At 32.3% G+C, this 15905-nt stretch carries 19 protein-coding genes and 1 tRNA gene; 9 read left to right on the top strand and 11 right to left on the bottom strand.

Annotation, left to right across the window (positions count from 1 at the left end):
* Positions 1 to 24 precede the first annotated feature (24 nt).
* Positions 25 to 1149, bottom strand: coding sequence for a pyridoxal phosphate-dependent aminotransferase (locus MEFER_RS03090; RefSeq protein ID WP_015791173.1), 1125 nt, complete (start codon positions 1147 to 1149; stop codon positions 25 to 27).
* A 95-nt stretch (positions 1150 to 1244) separates the two neighbouring features.
* On the opposite strand from MEFER_RS03090, the gene MEFER_RS03085 reads away from it, so the two are divergent.
* Positions 1245 to 2009 (top strand): ATP-binding protein, encoded by a 765-nt coding sequence (locus tag MEFER_RS03085; protein ID WP_015791172.1) that lies wholly within the window; start codon positions 1245 to 1247, stop codon positions 2007 to 2009.
* On the top strand, positions 2006 to 2410 hold the full coding sequence (locus tag MEFER_RS03080; RefSeq protein ID WP_015791171.1) for a UPF0146 family protein: 405 nt from the start codon (positions 2006 to 2008) through the stop codon (positions 2408 to 2410). The genes MEFER_RS03085 and MEFER_RS03080 overlap by 4 nt, the downstream gene beginning before the upstream one ends.
* A gap of 178 nt (positions 2411 to 2588) precedes the next feature.
* On the opposite strand, the gene MEFER_RS03075 is transcribed toward MEFER_RS03080, so the two are convergent.
* From MEFER_RS03075 to MEFER_RS03045, 7 genes are all read right to left on the bottom strand, one after another.
* Entirely contained in the window at positions 2589 to 2744 is a 156-nt protein-coding gene (locus MEFER_RS03075) for a 50S ribosomal protein L39e (RefSeq protein WP_015791170.1), read from the bottom strand.
* An 8-nt stretch (positions 2745 to 2752) separates the two neighbouring features.
* A complete protein-coding gene (locus tag MEFER_RS03070; protein WP_015791169.1) occupies positions 2753 to 3346 on the bottom strand; it encodes a DUF7411 family protein in 594 nt (197 codons plus the stop codon).
* A 5-nt stretch (positions 3347 to 3351) separates the two neighbouring features.
* The gene (locus tag MEFER_RS03065; RefSeq protein WP_015791168.1) at positions 3352 to 3681 is read right to left on the bottom strand and encodes a DNA-binding protein; all 330 of its coding nucleotides are present in this window, start codon (positions 3679 to 3681) and stop codon (positions 3352 to 3354) included.
* Positions 3682 to 3692: 11 nt separating this feature from the next.
* Entirely contained in the window at positions 3693 to 4139 is a 447-nt protein-coding gene (locus MEFER_RS03060; RefSeq protein WP_015791167.1) for a 30S ribosomal protein S19e, read from the bottom strand.
* Positions 4140 to 4369: 230 nt separating this feature from the next.
* Positions 4370 to 4444: transfer RNA gene (locus MEFER_RS03055), tRNA-Cys, on the bottom strand.
* Between the two features lie 62 nt (positions 4445 to 4506).
* Complete coding sequence (locus MEFER_RS03050) at positions 4507 to 5124, bottom strand: ThiF family adenylyltransferase (protein WP_015791166.1); 618 nt, start codon at positions 5122 to 5124, stop codon at positions 4507 to 4509.
* A gap of 89 nt (positions 5125 to 5213) precedes the next feature.
* Positions 5214 to 5552 (bottom strand): P-II family nitrogen regulator, encoded by a 339-nt coding sequence (locus MEFER_RS03045; RefSeq protein ID WP_015791165.1) that lies wholly within the window; start codon positions 5550 to 5552, stop codon positions 5214 to 5216.
* 135 nt (positions 5553 to 5687) lie between these two features.
* Here MEFER_RS03045 and amt point away from each other — a divergent pair, with 135 nt between their 5' ends.
* The 5 genes from amt to MEFER_RS03020 all read left to right on the top strand — a co-directional run bounded on the left by amt (position 5688) and on the right by MEFER_RS03020 (position 10191).
* Positions 5688 to 6839: an ammonium transporter gene (gene amt, locus MEFER_RS03040; RefSeq protein WP_015791164.1), complete on the top strand. Its 1152-nt coding sequence runs from the start codon at positions 5688 to 5690 to the stop codon at positions 6837 to 6839.
* A gap of 80 nt (positions 6840 to 6919) precedes the next feature.
* Positions 6920 to 8206, top strand: coding sequence for a cation:proton antiporter (locus tag MEFER_RS03035; protein ID WP_048056303.1), 1287 nt, complete (start codon positions 6920 to 6922; stop codon positions 8204 to 8206).
* Between the two features lie 13 nt (positions 8207 to 8219).
* Positions 8220 to 8618, top strand: coding sequence for a CTP-dependent riboflavin kinase (gene ribK, locus MEFER_RS03030; RefSeq protein WP_015791162.1), 399 nt, complete (start codon positions 8220 to 8222; stop codon positions 8616 to 8618).
* On the top strand, positions 8611 to 9294 hold the full coding sequence (gene ribB, locus MEFER_RS03025; protein WP_015791161.1) for a 3,4-dihydroxy-2-butanone-4-phosphate synthase: 684 nt from the start codon (positions 8611 to 8613) through the stop codon (positions 9292 to 9294). Before ribK ends, ribB begins: the two co-directional genes overlap by 8 nt.
* A gap of 51 nt (positions 9295 to 9345) precedes the next feature.
* Positions 9346 to 10191 carry a methanogenesis marker 8 protein gene (locus MEFER_RS03020; RefSeq protein ID WP_015791160.1) on the top strand — a complete coding sequence of 282 codons (846 nt, stop codon included), beginning with the start codon at positions 9346 to 9348 and terminating at the stop codon, positions 10189 to 10191.
* 21 nt (positions 10192 to 10212) lie between these two features.
* On the opposite strand, the gene MEFER_RS03015 is transcribed toward MEFER_RS03020, so the two are convergent.
* From MEFER_RS03015 to MEFER_RS03005, 3 genes are all read right to left on the bottom strand, one after another.
* Positions 10213 to 11346 carry a cell wall-binding protein gene (locus MEFER_RS03015; protein ID WP_015791159.1) on the bottom strand — a complete coding sequence of 378 codons (1134 nt, stop codon included), beginning with the start codon at positions 11344 to 11346 and terminating at the stop codon, positions 10213 to 10215.
* A gap of 155 nt (positions 11347 to 11501) precedes the next feature.
* Positions 11502 to 12095, bottom strand: coding sequence for an AAA family ATPase (locus tag MEFER_RS03010; protein WP_015791158.1), 594 nt, complete (start codon positions 12093 to 12095; stop codon positions 11502 to 11504).
* A gap of 54 nt (positions 12096 to 12149) precedes the next feature.
* Complete coding sequence (locus tag MEFER_RS03005) at positions 12150 to 12341, bottom strand: class III signal peptide-containing protein (RefSeq protein WP_048056302.1); 192 nt, start codon at positions 12339 to 12341, stop codon at positions 12150 to 12152.
* An 87-nt stretch (positions 12342 to 12428) separates the two neighbouring features.
* Between MEFER_RS03005 and MEFER_RS03000 the strand changes: the two genes are divergently transcribed.
* Positions 12429 to 14852, top strand: a complete 2424-nt coding sequence (locus MEFER_RS03000; protein WP_015791156.1) for a DUF5814 domain-containing protein — start codon at positions 12429 to 12431, stop codon at positions 14850 to 14852.
* 19 nt (positions 14853 to 14871) lie between these two features.
* Positions 14872 to 15894 (top strand): potassium channel family protein, encoded by a 1023-nt coding sequence (locus tag MEFER_RS02995; RefSeq protein WP_015791155.1) that lies wholly within the window; start codon positions 14872 to 14874, stop codon positions 15892 to 15894.
* Positions 15895 to 15905 lie beyond the last annotated feature (11 nt).

Here is a 15905-nt window from a genome sequence, read left to right as displayed (position 1 = left end):
CTATATATTTAATGGAATATAAAATTAATTACTTTCATTTTCGTCTAAAAATTCTTTAATTCTTTCTAAACCTTCTTTTATGTTTTCATATGAGTTGGCGTAGCTGATCCTCACATGGTTTTTCCCTTTATCTCCAAAACCTATTCCAGGAGTTAAAGCAACGTATTTTTCCTTTAATAATTTGTAGGCAAACTCTCTCCCATCTTCTCCTATGTTTGGAAATACATAATAAGCTCCAACAGGATTATTAATTTCCCATCCAAAATCTTTTACATATTTTAAAACTAATTTTCTCCTCCTATTAAATTCTTTTATCATATTGTTTACTTCTTTTTCAGTTTCTTTTTCAAAAGCCTTTAATGCGGCATATTGAGATACAGTTGGGGCAGAGATAAATAGATTTTGCTGTAATTTTAAAATTGCATCAATAATCTTTTCATTAGACATAACATAACCTAACCTCCAACCGGTCATAGCATAGAGCTTAGAAAATCCATTAATTAAAATGGTTTTTTCTAAATGTTCATCAAACTCAATTGTTGAATAACATTTACCTTCATAAACTAAGCCGTTGTAGATTTCATCAGAGATAATGAATGGGATGTTTTCATAGGCAAATTCGTAAATATCTTTATTTATAACCTCTCCCAAAGGATTTGATGGAGAATTTATTATTATCGCCTTAGTTTTATTGGATAGGTTTTTCTCTAAACTTTCAACTGTAAAATCACAAAATACTGGCTTAGCCCCTAAAAACCTAATGAAGTTTTTATAGCATGGATAGCACGGATTTTGAATTAAAACCTCATCTCCTTCATCAATTATTGAAGATAAAGCAAAAAACAAACCTAATGAGCTACCTCCAGTAATAACTATGTTGTTTGGATTTACATCCACATTATATTTGTTTTTATATAACTCACTAAGTTTTTCCCTCAACTCTAAAATCCCTCTGCTGTCTGTATAATGAGTATTCCCCTCTTTTAAAACTTTAATTCCTTCATCAATAATAGGTTTTGGAGTATTGAAATCTGGCTCCCCTATCTCTAAATGTATAACGTCTTTTCCTTCATTTTCTAAATTTTGAGCTAATGCCAAAATATCCATAACTTCAAATGATTCAAAATCCAAAAGTCTTTTTGATAACATTAAGCATCACCATTTATAAAATACCTAAGTATAATTTAATAACCATAATACCTAAAAGAAATATAAACTTCAAATATTTTACGTGGTGGCATAAAATGATTATTGCAGTTAGTGGAAAAGGAGGAGTAGGAAAAACAGCATTTACAACCTTATTAATTAAGGCATTATCTAAAAACACAAATAGTATTTTAGTTGTTGATGCAGACCCAGATTCAAATTTACCTGAAACTTTGGGAGTTGATGTAGAAAAAACAGTTGGAGATATTAGGGAAGAGTTGAAAAAATTAGTTGAAAAGGATGAAATACCTGCAGGAATGACTAAGTTGGATTATTTGAGGAGTAAGATTTTTGAAATATTGGTTGAAACAAAATATTATGATTTGTTGGTTATGGGAAGGCCTGAAGGTAGTGGTTGCTATTGCAGTGTAAATAACTGGTTAAGACAGATTATTGATAACCTATCTAAGGATTATGAATTTGTTATTATAGATACTGAAGCAGGTTTGGAGCATCTTAGTAGGAGAACAACACAAAATGTAGATGTTATGGTTGTTATAACCGATGCTTCAAAAAGAGGTTTAGGAACTGCTAAAAGAATAAAAAAATTGGCTAATGAGTTAGAGGTTAAGTTTAAAGACATTTATGTTGTGGCAAATAAGGTTAAACCAGAGTATGAGGGGCTGATTGAAAACTATGCAAAAGAGCTTGGCTTAAATTTAATTGGAAAACTGCCCTATAATAAGGAGATAGCTGAGTATGATTTAAAAGGTATTCCTTTATGGAATCTTCCAGAGGATAACGAGGTTTATAAAAAAGTTGAGGAGATTGCTGAAAAGATAATCAAAAATGTGGAAAAATGAATGTAGAGGTTATAACTGAATTTATAAAAAACTTTGCAGAAGAAAACAACTGTAAAAAGATAACTGAGGTTGGAATTGGATTTAAATTTGATGTTGCAAGAGAACTAAATAATTACTTCAATTTAATAGTTGTAGATATTAATGAAAAAGCTGTTAAAAAAGCCAAATTGTTGGGATTAAATGCCTATAAAGATGATTTATTTAATCCAAATATAAATTTATATGAAGATGTTGATTTAATCTATTCTATAAGACCCCCGAGGGACTTACAGCCGTATATTTTAGAATTGTCAGAAAAGATTAACGCCAATTTAATTATAAGACCTCTTTTAAATGAAACACCAATAAAAGAGCTAAAACTAAAAAACTACAAGGGAGAGGTTTTTTATATAAAAGAGTAAATAGATTTTAAGCTTTTAATTTCTTCCTCCGAAACTTTTAGTAAAAGTTGAATAAAATCCTTTGGATTTTATAGCCCGAAGCTAACGCTTCGGTTTCATCAAAACTCGTCCATTAAGTTGGGGCTAAAAGCCCCAATTAATGTTCATATATAAATAATTATCGATTAAATTTTAGAGATTAAGCTTTTAACTTGCTTCTTCTCCAGTATCTCATTTTTGGATGGTATCTAACTTTTCCTTTTGTTTTAACAACAACAAACAATGGAACTCTTCTGTTCTGCTTTAATGCTTTAGCTAACCTCAATTTTTTCCCTAATGGCTTGTTACTTCCCATCATCTCACCTAAATTTTCTTTTTTAAGCCAACTACTCTCGTTTGTTTATGCTCAGGGAAATATTTTTCAGGATTTATTCCTCTCTCCTTAAGTATGTGTCTAATCTCAGCCTCATAGTCAGAGCTCAACTTAGTTCCACTTTTTATCTCTTCCAATATAAAAAATTCGTTTGCTAAGTGTCTTAAAGTTTTGTAACCAAAGCCCATTAAAGGAGTTATGTATTGGATGTTTTTCCTCATCTCTAAGCTTTGAACTTCTGAATAACTAAGTTTTGGAACTTTATCATCTCTCCTCGTCCCATCAGCTAATAAATCGTATTCATCAGCCAAAATTTCTAAGACAGTTTTATGAATGTATTGTATAGCTGGTGAAGGATATTTATGCTCAACAACCATATCAGCAGCTTTTTCAACAATTTTTCTATCAAGAGTTATAATCTTATGCTTAAATCCTAAAATTTTAGCTGTCTCTTCAGCCAATTTGTAGGATGGAATGACACCAAAATTTATGGTTATTAGATTGGGATTATATCCAAGTTTTTTTAATATCACTGCTGAGAGGGAGCTGTCTTTCCCTCCACTAAAGAGAACATAAACATCCATAAATTTCACTTTCTAATGATTTTAATGTCTCTCTTTTTCTTAGTCATGGCAGCTATTCTCTCAAGCAATGCTTTGAACTCATCATCTTTTAATGGAATTGGTAATCTACCGAGCTGAGCTAACTGAATTAGCTGTATCTCAACAGCTTCAGCAAATTCAGGTCTTGCCAATCTTATCCTTTCTAATCTCTCTCTCGCTTCTGGAGTTAATATTTTCCTTAATAAAGCTCTCTTCTGCATTTTTGCTTCTAATAATGCTTCTTCTTGTTGCTGTTGTTCAGCAAGCTTTTTTTGCAATTCAAGAAGCTTTCTTCTTTTAATTTCTTCAGGGTCCATTTAGCATCCCCTTAGTACTTAGCAAGAGCAGGGATTTCGTTAATAATTTCATCCCTGACCTCTTTAGCAATGTTATCTAAGAAACTTCTTCCTTTTGGTGTGATAACTCTTCCTTCTGGGGTCCTTTCAACTAATCCTAATTTTTCCAATTCTTGTAAAGCTTTTCTAATGATGTTTCCACTACCTTTGTAGAAGTGTTCTGGTGCGTGTCCTCTGTTCTTTCTTCCCCCATAAGCAGTTCTTAACCTTGAAACACCAACTGGGCCGTAGATGTAGATTTTTCTTAAAATTGATGCACACCTTATGTACCACCAGTCATCTTGCTGTGGTCTTCTCTCTCTGCTAACTCCTGTCTTGACAAAATCTACCCATGGAGGAACGCCAATATTCATCTCCTTTAATTTTTCAGCTGTCTTTTGAATTAACTTATCAGCTGGAACATCGTAGACAGTTACCATTTTTGCACCTCTCCGAAGCTTTTTACTTATATTTTAATATTTATCTTTGTGTTTATTAATTTTTTAATATAAAACTCACACATCAAAGAGTGTAATTTAAACCAATAAAACAAGCTTAGTATTAATTTGATTATGTCATATTTATACCTTATTATTGTTGGAGAAATATGGCATTAACTTTTGAAGTTTAACCCAATAAAAAAGAGAAACTCATAAAAAATATAAAAAAATGGAGCCGGGGGTGGGATTTGAACCCACGTAAGGCGGATCTGCAGTCCGCTGCCTAGCCCCTAGACTACCCCGGCTCTTTCAAGCCCATGAACTGCATACATAAACTATATGGAGGTAGTATATAAACTTTATGGTTTTAACTTTGGTAATACTTCTTCCACAATATCCTTAAACATTCAATAACCATCCTTTTAGCAATCTCATCTAATGTATATGGTGTTATTGGTTCAAAATCTCTAATAAATTTCTCAGTTCCTACAACTATATGCCCTTCTTCATCCAAATTTAAAAACTTGGCCGGACCTTTTGCATATTTAGCATCACAAACTTTTATTTTTTCCTCTATACCAAAAACTCCATTAGTTCCTATTGTTTTAATCCCTCTTTCTTTACAGTAGTTTATAATAGCCCTCGTTGTTGGAATTGTGTCCCCACCAGCTATAGCTATAATTGCCACATCCCCTTTAATTAAATGAAGATTATCCTTGGTTATGTTTTCTCTAAATGCTTCAACCCTATCACCAAAAAATCTTTTTATGAAATCCACCTTATATTCTCCAACTTTTCCCCCTAATCTTCTATGAACAACATCATTTTCCTCTATTTTGGCATTATCAAAAACATAAACCTTTTCTACTCCTCCTCTATGCACTTCTAATAAATCAAAAGTTACCCTAACCCCTAATCTTCCACATCCAATTATTGAAACTTCTCCTCTTGGCTTTAACATTTTTTCCATTTCTTCAACATCCATAAATGCCCCTCCAAGTATAGAAGTTTTTTATAGCTAAGTTAAAGTATTTTTCTATTTTTAAAGTTTATGAAAATAATTATGAAAATAAATTATATTGCTTTCTCATTTTCTTCCCCAGTTCTCACCCTTACAACTCTTTCAATTGGAATAACAAATATTTTCCCATCTCCTGGATTTCCTGTTTTTGCATTTTCGCAGATAATGTTAATGACATTATCAACGTCCTCTTCTTTTACAACCATCTCAATCTTAACTTTTGGAATTAAATCAACAACATACTCCCTTCCCCTATATCTCTCAACTATTCCCCCTTGAATTCCTCTACCTTTGACTTCACTAACAGTCATTCCAATATATCCAGCTTCAGATAAAGCCTTTTTAACAATTTCCAATTTCTCAGGTCTTATAACTGCTTCAACTTTCTTCATAATATCGCCTTTCATCTTTGGTAAACACAGTTAATTTATCGTAAAGTATTTATATAATCTTTGTATATCATTATAGGAAGTAGGTAATATATTTCCTATAATGTTTATAAAGTATTTATAATTATGAGTGGAAGAATGGAGGGTGTAGATATCTTTTTCTTTTTATGGGCATCATCATTAATATTTTTCATGAAAGCAGGATTTCTTGCATTGGAAATTGGACAATTTAGAGCTAAAAATGTTGCCTATCATTGTGTCTTGAAGTTATTGGATTTAGCGGCAGTGTTCACTGGTTATTTGTTTATTGGTTATGGAATTGCATATGGTTTAAGCAATATATTTCCTTTAATAACTGGAAATTTTGATGTTAGTTTAGGGGCCTGGTGGATGAAGATGGTTATGTTCGATGCCGCTGCTGTGACAATTATATCAGGAGGAGTTGCCGAAAGAATAAGAATTCTACCTTATTTCATTGGAGCTTTAATTGTCGGAGGTATTTTGTATCCAATGGTGGAGCATTTAGTTTGGGGCGGTGGTTTTGCAAATTTAGGTATAAACTTCCACGACTATGCTGGAAGTGGAGCTGTTCATTTATTTGGAGGATTAATTGGTTTAATTGCAGCATATGTTTTAGGTCCGAGAATTGATAAATACATCAATGGGAAACCACGAGCAATTCCTGGGCATAATATTCCAATAGCAGTTTTGGGAGCTTTTATTTTAGCATTTGGGTGGTATGGATTTAACATTGGTAGTGCCATTGGTGTAGAGGATGGTGTTGAATTGGTAAGTGTAGCTTTAGCAACAACAATGGCTTTGGCTGGAGGTATTATAGGAGGAGCTTTAAGCTCAAAAAACGACCCACTTTATGCTGCTAACGGTATGTGTGCTGGTTTAGTAGCTGTTTGTAGTGGGGCTGATTTATTTACACCAATTGGAGCATTTATAGTTGGTATTTTAGCAGGAATTCAGCAGCCATTTACATACAGATTTATTGAAGAGAAGTTGAAGATTGATGACGTTTGTGCTATAGGTCCAGTTCATGCTATGAGCGGTTTAATTGGAGTTATATGTGCTGGAATACCATTTTTGTTGAAAAAAGGAGCTGAGGTCTCATTTATTGGGCAGGTAATTGGGGCTACTGTAATTGTATTAGTAGCCATTATCGGAGGATTAATTATTTATAAAGGATTGGATTTAACAATTGGTTTAAGGGTTAGTGAAGAAGAGGAAAAGACTGGTTTAGATACTGCAATATTAAAAGTAACTGCATATTCAGAAGAATGAATTTATGTAATTATTACTTTTTAGATTTTATAATTTTAAAAATAAGCAAAAAATTATAACTTTTATAAATCTGTGAGATCATGGAGCTTATGACAGCCATTGGTTATCTTGGTTTGGCTTTAATCCTCGGTTCTTTAGTAGCAAAACTTGCAGAAAAGCTGAGAATTCCAGATATACCGTTATTGCTATTATTGGGGTTAATTGTAGGTCCTTTTTTACAGATAATATCGCCCGAATCAGCTATGAAAATTTTTGAATATGCTGGACCAATAGGGTTGATATTTATCTTGTTAGGTGGAGCATTTACAATGAGAATTTCATTACTTAAAAGGGTTATAAAAACAGTTGTAAGGTTAGATACAGTAACATTTTTAATTACGTTATTTGTTTCCGGACTTCTATTTAACATGACTTTAAATCTACCATATAACTGTCCAATTGGATATTTATTTGGAGCGATAACTTCAGCAACAGATCCTGCTACCTTAATTCCAGTATTCTCAAGAATTAGAACTAATCCAGAAGTTGCTATAACGTTGGAGGCAGAGAGTATTTTCAACGACCCGTTGGGTATTGTATCTACAAGTGTTGTTTTGGGATTGGTTGGTTTAACATCTTCAGTAAATCCAGTAATTGATTTAATTACATTGGCTGGAGGAGCTATTCTTGTTGGAATATTGTTAGCTAAAGTATATGAAAAAATTATAATACATTGTGAGTTTCATGAGTATGTGGCTCCGTTGGTTCTTGGAGGGGGAATGCTTCTTTTATATGTTGGAGATGAGCTATTGCCAAGTATTTTTGGTTATGGATTTAGTGGATATATGGCTATTGCTATAATGGCTTTATATTTAGGAAATGCATTATTTAAAATGGCTGAAAAGCATGAGGATTATGAATATGTTGTTAGATTTTGTGATGATCTATCTCTATTGGCGAGAATCTTTATCTTCGTATTTTTAGGAGCATGTATAAAGTTGAGCATGTTAAAAAGTTATCTCCTTCCGGGCTTGATGGTGGCTCTTGGCTCTATATTCTTAGCAAGACCTCTTGGAGTTTTTGTTGGATTAATTGGCTCAAAACATTCATTTAAAGAAAAATTGTATTTTGCTTTAGAGGGGCCAAGAGGAGTTGTTCCTGCAGCTTTGGCAGTTACCGTTGGTATAAAGATTCTGAAGAATGCTGACAAAATTCCAACAACGATAACAAGCTATATATCCCCAACAGACATTGCAGGAACAATTATTATTGGAACGTTTATGACTGTATTATTGAGTGTTATCTTAGAAGCTTCATGGGCGAGGATTTTGGCATTAAAACTGTTGGGAGAATATAAACCAAAATATAAGGAAGATATAAATCATTGAATTGGTGGAACTGATGATTATTGAGGGTAGAGTGGTTTCTGGATTTGGAGAGGGGAGGTATTTTTTATCACTCCCACCTTATAAAGAGGCATTTAAAAAAGTTTTAGGATTTGATCCTTATGAGGGAACTCTAAATTTGAAGTTAAATGAAGCATTTAACATAAATAAATTTAAATACATTGAAACAGAGGATTTTGAATTTAATGGCAAAAAATTTTTTGGAGTTAAGATTTTGCCCATAAAAATATTAATAAATAATAATGAAATAGATGGAGCGATAGTCGTGCCGAAAAAGACATATCATAGTAGCGATATTATAGAGATAATTGCTCCAGTAAAACTTAGGGAGCAATTCAATTTAAAAGATGGAGATGTAGTAAAAATATTAATCAAGGGAGATGGTAATGAATAATGTAGAAAAGGCTATAGAGGCATTAAAAAGAGGAGAAATTATCTTAGTCTATGATTCAGATGAGAGAGAAGGAGAAACAGATATGGTTGTTGCTTCTCAATTCATTACACCGGAGCATATAAGAAGGATGAGAAAAGACGCTGGAGGGTTAATCTGCACAGCTTTACATCCCGATATATGCAATAAGTTAGGCATTCCATTTATGGTTGATATATTAGAATTTGCAGCTCAAAAATTTAAAGTTTTGAAAGAGTTGTATCCAAATGATATTCCTTACGATGAGAAATCATCATTTTCAATAACAATAAACCATAGAAAAACATTCACTGGAATTACAGATAAAGATAGGGCATTTACAATAAAAAAATTAGCTGAATTAGTTAAAGAGGAAAGATTTGAAGATTTTGGTAAAGAGTTCAGAAGCCCAGGGCATGTAACTTTATTAAGAGCTACTGAAGGTTTAGTTAAAAATAGGCAAGGACATACGGAGATGACGGTAGCTTTGGCAGAGATGGCTAATTTAACGCCAATAACTACCATCTGCGAAATGATGGGGGATGATGGGGAAGCTATGAGTAAATCTGAAACAAAAAGATATGCTGAAAAGCATAATTTAGTTTATTTAAATGGAGAGGATATAATTAACTATTACTTAGAGAAATACGCAAAAGAATAAATTCCTTCTATTTTTATTTTTTGTATTTATTGATTTTTAGTAGGGATGATAATGGATAGGCATATTATGGAGGCATTAGGAAAGGCAAAGGTTGTTGTAGAAAATGGGAAAGTTGTTGAGGTTACAGAACCAAAAATAAAATACTGCCCACTCTTTGCTAAGCATAGAGGCATTAAAGAGATATCAAAAGAAACTATAAAGGAAAATATAGAATTTAGGATAAGGGATTTTGGCTTATTTACGAAAAATAGAGTTGTTGAAGAGGGCAGATATATTGTTCCTTTTGGAGCTTCTGAGATTTTAATGAGTGCTTTGAAAAGAAATGTTTTGGATGCTGTTGTTATAGTAGCTGATTGTGCTGGAACTGTTATAACTACAGATCCCAATTTAGTTCAGGGTCTCTGTGGGAGAATCTCTGGAATAATAGAGACCTCTCCTATTTTGGAAGTTATAGAAAAGATTGAAAAAGCTGGAGGAGTTGTTTTAAATAAAAATACTGCTGAAATTAATCAATTTGAAGGTGTTAAAAAAGCTATTGAATTAGGATATAAAAGGATAGCTGTAACTGTAACAAATTTAGAGGATGCAAAGAGATGCAAATCATTAGAAAATGATGATATAAAGATTCTAACCTTTGGAGTTCATACAACAGGGATTGAATGGAGTGATGACATAACTAAATATTTCGATTTAATAACTGCATGTGCATCAAAGGTTTTAAGGGAAAAGTTGAAAGGTAAAATAAAAGCACAAATTGGAAAAACTATACCAATATTTGCTTTATCTGATTTTGGAAAAGAGATTTTATTGGAAAGAGCTAAAGATTTAGATAATATATTGATAACCATTGAAGATTTACCAAAATTAAGTGATAATCAACCAAAACCTCTTATTTAAAAAAGAATTTAAAATAAATTTTTATGCCTCCGCACTGGCATTTGTTTCAGCACTAGCGTTCATTTCTACTTCAGCACTACTGTTATTTGCCTCTACACTAGCATTTACTTCGGCTTCAGCAGTTGCATTTGATGATGCAGTTTCATTTTCGCTTGATGAGCTTTCTGCAGTTTCATTTGTTTGTTCTTCAGTAGTAGTTTCATTTGATTCAGTTTCTTCTGTTGTGTTTGATGTGATTTCTTCACTTTCATTTGTCTGCTCTTCTGCACTTTCATTTGCTTCTACTTCAACCTCAACTTCTACTCCTGCTCCAACTCCCTTACCTTTTCCTCTCACTTTTGCTTTTACTTCTGTTTTTGCTTGTACTCTAAGTTTTGTTTTTACCATTGCCTTGTTTTCAATCATTAATGCTAATTTATAAGCTTCTGTGTAGTTTTTCTCATTAATCATTTCTTCAAGCTCTTGTAAGTCGCTTTCTAAATCCTCAGTATCTACACCAAGCTTTTTCAAAACATTAATTTTTACTTTTAACTGTCTAACTTTATTTTCTAAAATCCTCTCCATCGCATGTTCAGGAATTGATTGTAGCCTTACTTTAAATCCATGGGTTTCTAATACTCTTGCAATACCTGTTAAATTTGCTCCTGGAGTTTCAACAACTTCAACTTCTTCAGGCTCTAACTCTTCTAAATCAACTGTTAAGTTTGTTCCATTTGTTAATACAACTACAGCATCTTCACTGATATTGGCTAAGCCATCAACATTTCCATGAACAACAACCACTTTTCTCTTCTTTTCTTTTAATTTTTCTTTGAATTTTTCTATAACTTGTCTGTTCGTTTCGTATCTTGTCTCTCCTCCAATTCTTTCGACTTCAATTCCAGCCTCTTCTAAAGCAGCTGTGTAGTTCTCAGGAACAGCTACGGGACCTCCAACAATTATAACTTTATCTGGATTTAATGCCAAAATCTCATCAACTAAGTTCTCATCGTATACTCCCCAAGTTGTTACAACAATTTTTGCATCAACCAATACTGAAGCTGTATTGTTGGCAACTAAGCAATCTGCCTGGTTGTCACTTACCAATATGACCGTTGTTGCAGATACTGCAGGGACTAATAAAGCGAGTAGCAACAATAGCAGTTTTTTCACCATATTTTATCACCATTGCAATTTTTAAACATACGATTATTTATTATTTTAGCTATTGTAATTAAAATTATATTGCATCGCATTAAAATAGATTACGGTTATTAAAATTTTTATTAAAAATGATATAATTGGACAAAAACAAAAATAGAAAAACAAATTTATTCTGGTATTGCATAAATAAAATTATATTTTTTATATTTCTCTAAATTGTTGAGAATTTCTTTTAAAATATTGTCGAGCTGATTTACACAATCCTCAAAGCTACTCTCATTGATTACAACAAAATCAGCCAATGCGATGGCATAACCAATACTAAAGCCCAACTCTCTCAAATCCCTCTCTACAAAAACTTCCCAATTTGCTGAATCATCTTCTCTTCCTCTTATTTTTAATCTCTCAAATCTCGTTAGTGGGGAGGAATGAATGGCAATTAAAACTAACGGATTATGTTTTCTAAAATAATTTACCTCATATAAGCTCCTAATGCCCTCAACAATAACCACATCTTTATCTTTTAAATGCTCTTCAATATATTTTAAACATGCTACTGCAATTGCTTCATTTCCAAACTCTTCTCTCAGCTTTATGGCAGTGTTTCCAACATTTTCAGGATTTAGCTCCAACCCTCTCTTTTTAGTTTCATATCTAACAACATCCCCCATAGAAACTACTGGCAAATCGTATTTTTTAGCTACTTCATATATTGCACTTTTTCCAGCTCCGGGCATCCCTGTAATCCCTATTATCAGCATGCTCTTCCCTTAATGGATTTATTTAAAATAAATTAATTAAATAAAATTAAAAATTTATGAGACCTTACTTAGAATATTTTCAGCAGTATTAGAACTTTTATTTATTATCTCTACGCTGGATTCTTTGGTTTCAATAGCGGTTGATATTAGGTAGTATGATACAATTATGGCAGATAAGACAACAACCATGACTAACAAAGAAAACTCAAGAGATATTTGCCCTCTATTGGATTTTATAGATATCATTTTATCCCCAAAAAGATTTGCTAAATTTATTATAGGTTGTAAATTATTTATAATTTACCTAATATTTTTCAATGATGGTGATTCATAATGCTTATCATTAGGAAGCCTAAGAAGAAAAAGGATGAAATTGAGATAGTTAAAGTTGATGAAAAAATAGAGGATGGAGTTGAGGTAAAGAATAATCAAAAAATATATGCAAATTATAAAAAAATTGGTGATAAATACAAATTGTATAGGTGCAGGTTAGGAGATAAGTTAATTCAGCCTTCCAAGGTTTTAGAACTGTTAAAATCTGATAAAATATTCATATTAAAAGAGAATGAAGAGGTAGAGGAGATTTTAAAATCATACAATTTAAAATACAATTACATAGAGCTCTGCCCATTCTGCTTATTAAAAAATATTTATAAAAGATTAACAAGGAATAACAGATGTGGGTATGGAAATTTAGAGATTTGTATAAATTGTGGAATCAATGAAATTAAAGAAGAGGTAAAGATTAGTGAGGAATTTATAGAAAAATTTTTAAAAAGATTTAAAGATGTTGACAAAGTTCTTTCATTGTTAAGGATAAGGAATCCGTTGGATAAGCCAGAATTGACAAGATACGATGTTATAACTGGTAGTGAAGAGGATAAAATTGAGAATTATAAAATTGATGAGTTGGATATTCCAGAAGAGCTTAAAGAGGTTATAAAAAGTAGAGGGATTAAAGAGCTTCTACCAGTTCAAACATTATCAGTTAAAGCTGGTTTGTTAAAAGGAGAAGATTTGCTAATTGTCTCAGCAACCTCTTCAGGAAAAACGTTGATTGGAGAGTTAGCAGGAATTAAAAATTTAATTGAAACAGGAAAAAAATTTCTATTTTTAGTTCCTTTGGTGGCTTTAGCAAACCAAAAATATTTAGAATTTAAAGAAAGATATGAAAAATTGGGTTTTAAGGTTAGTTTGAGGGTTGGATTGGGAAGGATTGGAAAAAAGGTTGATGTAAACACATCTTTAGACGCTGATATTATAGTTGGAACTTACGAGGGGATTGATTATTTAATTAGGACTAAAAGGTTGAAAGATGTTGGAACAGTGGTTATTGATGAAATCCACTCCTTAAACTTAGAAGAAAGAGGGGCAAGGTTAGATGGTTTAATTGGGAGGTTAAGGTTTTTATTTAAAGATGCTCAAAAAATATATTTGTCAGCAACAATTGGAAATCCTAAGGAATTGGCTAAGCAATTAAATGCCAAATTGGTTTTATACAATGGAAGACCTGTTCCTTTAGAGAGGCATATAATCTTCTGCAAGAATGATTTTGCAAAATTAAACATCATTAAAGAAATTGTCAAAAGAGAGTGGCAAAATATCTCAAAGTTTGGATACAGGGGGCAGTGCTTAATCTTTACCTACTCAAGAAAGAGAGCTGAGCATTTAGCTAAAGCTTTGAGGGCTAAGGGTATTAAAGCTGAATTTTATCATGGTGGCATGGAGTATATAAGAAGGAGAAAGGTTGAGGATGATTTTGCAAATCAAAAAATCCAATGTGTTGTTACAACCGCCGCTTTATCTGCAGGGGTTGATTTTCCAGCTTCAACTGTCATCTTAGAGAGCTTAGCCATGGGAGGAGATTGGCTGAATCCTGCAGAATTTCAGCAGATGTGTGGAAGGGCTGGAAGAAAGGGGATGCATGAAATAGGAAAGGTTTATCTTTTGGTAGAAATTGGAAAGAAGTATCATGCAAAGATGGAAAATACTGAAGATGAGGTAGCTTTTAAGCTGTTAAATGCAGTTCCTGAGGATGTTGTAGTTGAATATAGTGAAGATGAAGAGGAAGAGCAGATATTGGCAACAATCTCAGCTGGAATAACCAATAGATTTGACATAGATAGCGTGCCATACATTGGGAGAGCTTTTTCTTTGAACAAGATTTTAAGTAATTTGGAAAGTTATAATATGATAAGAGCAAATAATGAGGTGAAATTAACAAATTATGGAAAGGCTGTAGCTATTTCCTTCTTATATCCAAAGGTTGCTGAAAAAATTAGGGAAGGAGTTGTTAATAATAGAGAGCTTATTGAATTAATAACAGAGATTATGCCCTTTGAAAACGTCTATTTATCAAACAATTTAAAAATAAAGCTTTCAAAAATTTTAAATATAAATGTCCCTTCAAGGTTTTTTGATGCTTTGGAGGTTATTAGAGAGGGGATGGAAAAAATTAGAGATAAGAAGTTAAAGGAGGATTTAACTTTAATTATTATGGAATTTGAGGGAGTTGAGCCAGAGGAAAAGATTTTAGAGATGATTATTAACTTAAGAAGTTTAGGAAAAACTCCTGGACAGATTTCAAAAACGTTATATGAGGAGTTTAAGATTCAAACGTACTCTGGAGATATTTATTATTACTTAGAACAGTTGTTGAATCTTTTAGATGCAATTGAGAGGATTTCAGAGATATTCAACAAAAAATATGCTAAAAAAGTTAAAGAGTTAAAAGAAAAAATAGAAAATCCAAAGTAAGCGGGAGATATGTGAAACTATGGAGACCTCAAAAAAGGTTATAGTTGTTGCAATTACTTCCATTATTTTAGTTTTAACTTATGCCTATTTAATAAGCATAGTTGAGGGGGTTGATTATTTCACAGCTTTATATTTCAGCATTGTTACCATAACAACCACAGGTTATGGGGACTTTACTCCAAAAACATTTTTGGGAAAGGCATTAACAGTGGTTTATTTATGTTTTGGTGTAGGTATTGTGATGTATTTATTTAGTTTAATAGCTGAGTATATTGTTGAAGGAAGATTTGAAGAGTTTATGAGGTTGAAGAAGATGAAAAATAAAATTAAAACTTTAAAAGACCATTACATTATCTGTGGTTATGGAAGGTTAGGAAAAGTTGTGGGGGAGAAATTTATTCAGGAGGGGATTCCATTTATAGCTATAGATATTGATGAGGATATTTTAAAAGAAGAGTATGAAAAGTATCTTGATAGATTTTTATACATTGTTGGAGATGCTAAAAAAGATGAAACTTTAAAGAAAGCAAAGATTGAAAAAGCCAAGGGGCTTATAGCCACACTTCCAACCGATGCAGATAACGTATTTGTTACATTAACGGCAAGGGAGTTAAATCCGAACATTTTGATTACTGCTAAAGCAGATGGGAAGGAAGCTATAAGGAAATTGAAAATAGCTGGAGCTAATAGGGTCGTCTGTCCATATTTAATTGGTGGGCTTAGGATAGCTGAGGTTTCTGTTAGACCAGGAATTTTGGATTTTTTAAGCACGTTTGTTAAAATAGCAAAGGATGAATATGAAGAAGATGTTGAATTAAAGAAATTTGTTATTGAAGAAAATTCAGAATTAGCATATAAATCTTTAAAAGATGCAAATATTAGGGGGAGGACAGGAGCTACTATATTGGGCATTAAAAGAGGTGATAAGTTTTGCATAAATCCATGTCCTGAGTATATTTTAAGGCCTGGAGATGTAATATATGCATTTGGAACTGAAGAGAACTTAAAATATTTAGAAAATCTTGTTAAAAAGAAAAAATAGCTATATATTTG

It is taken from the genome of Methanocaldococcus fervens AG86 (genome assembly GCF_000023985.1).
Taxonomy (GTDB): domain Archaea; phylum AGJL01; class Methanococci; order Methanococcales; family Methanocaldococcaceae; genus Methanocaldococcus; species Methanocaldococcus fervens.
This window is presented reverse-complemented; position numbering and strand designations above follow the sequence as displayed.

Excerpts from the sequence above, each read along its gene's own strand:
- MEFER_RS03090 (WP_015791173.1), bottom strand. The coding sequence starts at position 1,149 with ATGTTATCAAAAAGACTTTTGGATTTTGAATCATTTGAAGTTATGGAT.
- MEFER_RS03085 (WP_015791172.1), top strand. The coding sequence starts at position 1,245 with ATGATTATTGCAGTTAGTGGAAAAGGAGGAGTAGGAAAAACAGCATTT.
- MEFER_RS03080 (WP_015791171.1), top strand. The coding sequence starts at position 2,006 with ATGAATGTAGAGGTTATAACTGAATTTATAAAAAACTTTGCAGAAGAA.
- MEFER_RS03075 (WP_015791170.1), bottom strand. The coding sequence starts at position 2,744 with ATGGGAAGTAACAAGCCATTAGGGAAAAAATTGAGGTTAGCTAAAGCA.
- MEFER_RS03070 (WP_015791169.1), bottom strand. The coding sequence starts at position 3,346 with ATGGATGTTTATGTTCTCTTTAGTGGAGGGAAAGACAGCTCCCTCTCA.
- MEFER_RS03065 (WP_015791168.1), bottom strand. The coding sequence starts at position 3,681 with ATGGACCCTGAAGAAATTAAAAGAAGAAAGCTTCTTGAATTGCAAAAA.
- MEFER_RS03060 (WP_015791167.1), bottom strand. The coding sequence starts at position 4,139 with ATGGTAACTGTCTACGATGTTCCAGCTGATAAGTTAATTCAAAAGACA.
- MEFER_RS03050 (WP_015791166.1), bottom strand. The coding sequence starts at position 5,124 with ATGGATGTTGAAGAAATGGAAAAAATGTTAAAGCCAAGAGGAGAAGTT.
- MEFER_RS03045 (WP_015791165.1), bottom strand. The coding sequence starts at position 5,552 with ATGAAGAAAGTTGAAGCAGTTATAAGACCTGAGAAATTGGAAATTGTT.
- amt (WP_015791164.1), top strand. The coding sequence starts at position 5,688 with ATGGAGGGTGTAGATATCTTTTTCTTTTTATGGGCATCATCATTAATA.
- MEFER_RS03035 (WP_048056303.1), top strand. The coding sequence starts at position 6,920 with ATGGAGCTTATGACAGCCATTGGTTATCTTGGTTTGGCTTTAATCCTC.
- ribK (WP_015791162.1), top strand. The coding sequence starts at position 8,220 with ATGATTATTGAGGGTAGAGTGGTTTCTGGATTTGGAGAGGGGAGGTAT.
- ribB (WP_015791161.1), top strand. The coding sequence starts at position 8,611 with ATGAATAATGTAGAAAAGGCTATAGAGGCATTAAAAAGAGGAGAAATT.
- MEFER_RS03020 (WP_015791160.1), top strand. The coding sequence starts at position 9,346 with ATGGATAGGCATATTATGGAGGCATTAGGAAAGGCAAAGGTTGTTGTA.
- MEFER_RS03015 (WP_015791159.1), bottom strand. The coding sequence starts at position 11,346 with ATGGTGAAAAAACTGCTATTGTTGCTACTCGCTTTATTAGTCCCTGCA.
- MEFER_RS03010 (WP_015791158.1), bottom strand. The coding sequence starts at position 12,095 with ATGCTGATAATAGGGATTACAGGGATGCCCGGAGCTGGAAAAAGTGCA.
- MEFER_RS03005 (WP_048056302.1), bottom strand. The coding sequence starts at position 12,341 with ATGATATCTATAAAATCCAATAGAGGGCAAATATCTCTTGAGTTTTCT.
- MEFER_RS03000 (WP_015791156.1), top strand. The coding sequence starts at position 12,429 with ATGCTTATCATTAGGAAGCCTAAGAAGAAAAAGGATGAAATTGAGATA.
- MEFER_RS02995 (WP_015791155.1), top strand. The coding sequence starts at position 14,872 with ATGGAGACCTCAAAAAAGGTTATAGTTGTTGCAATTACTTCCATTATT.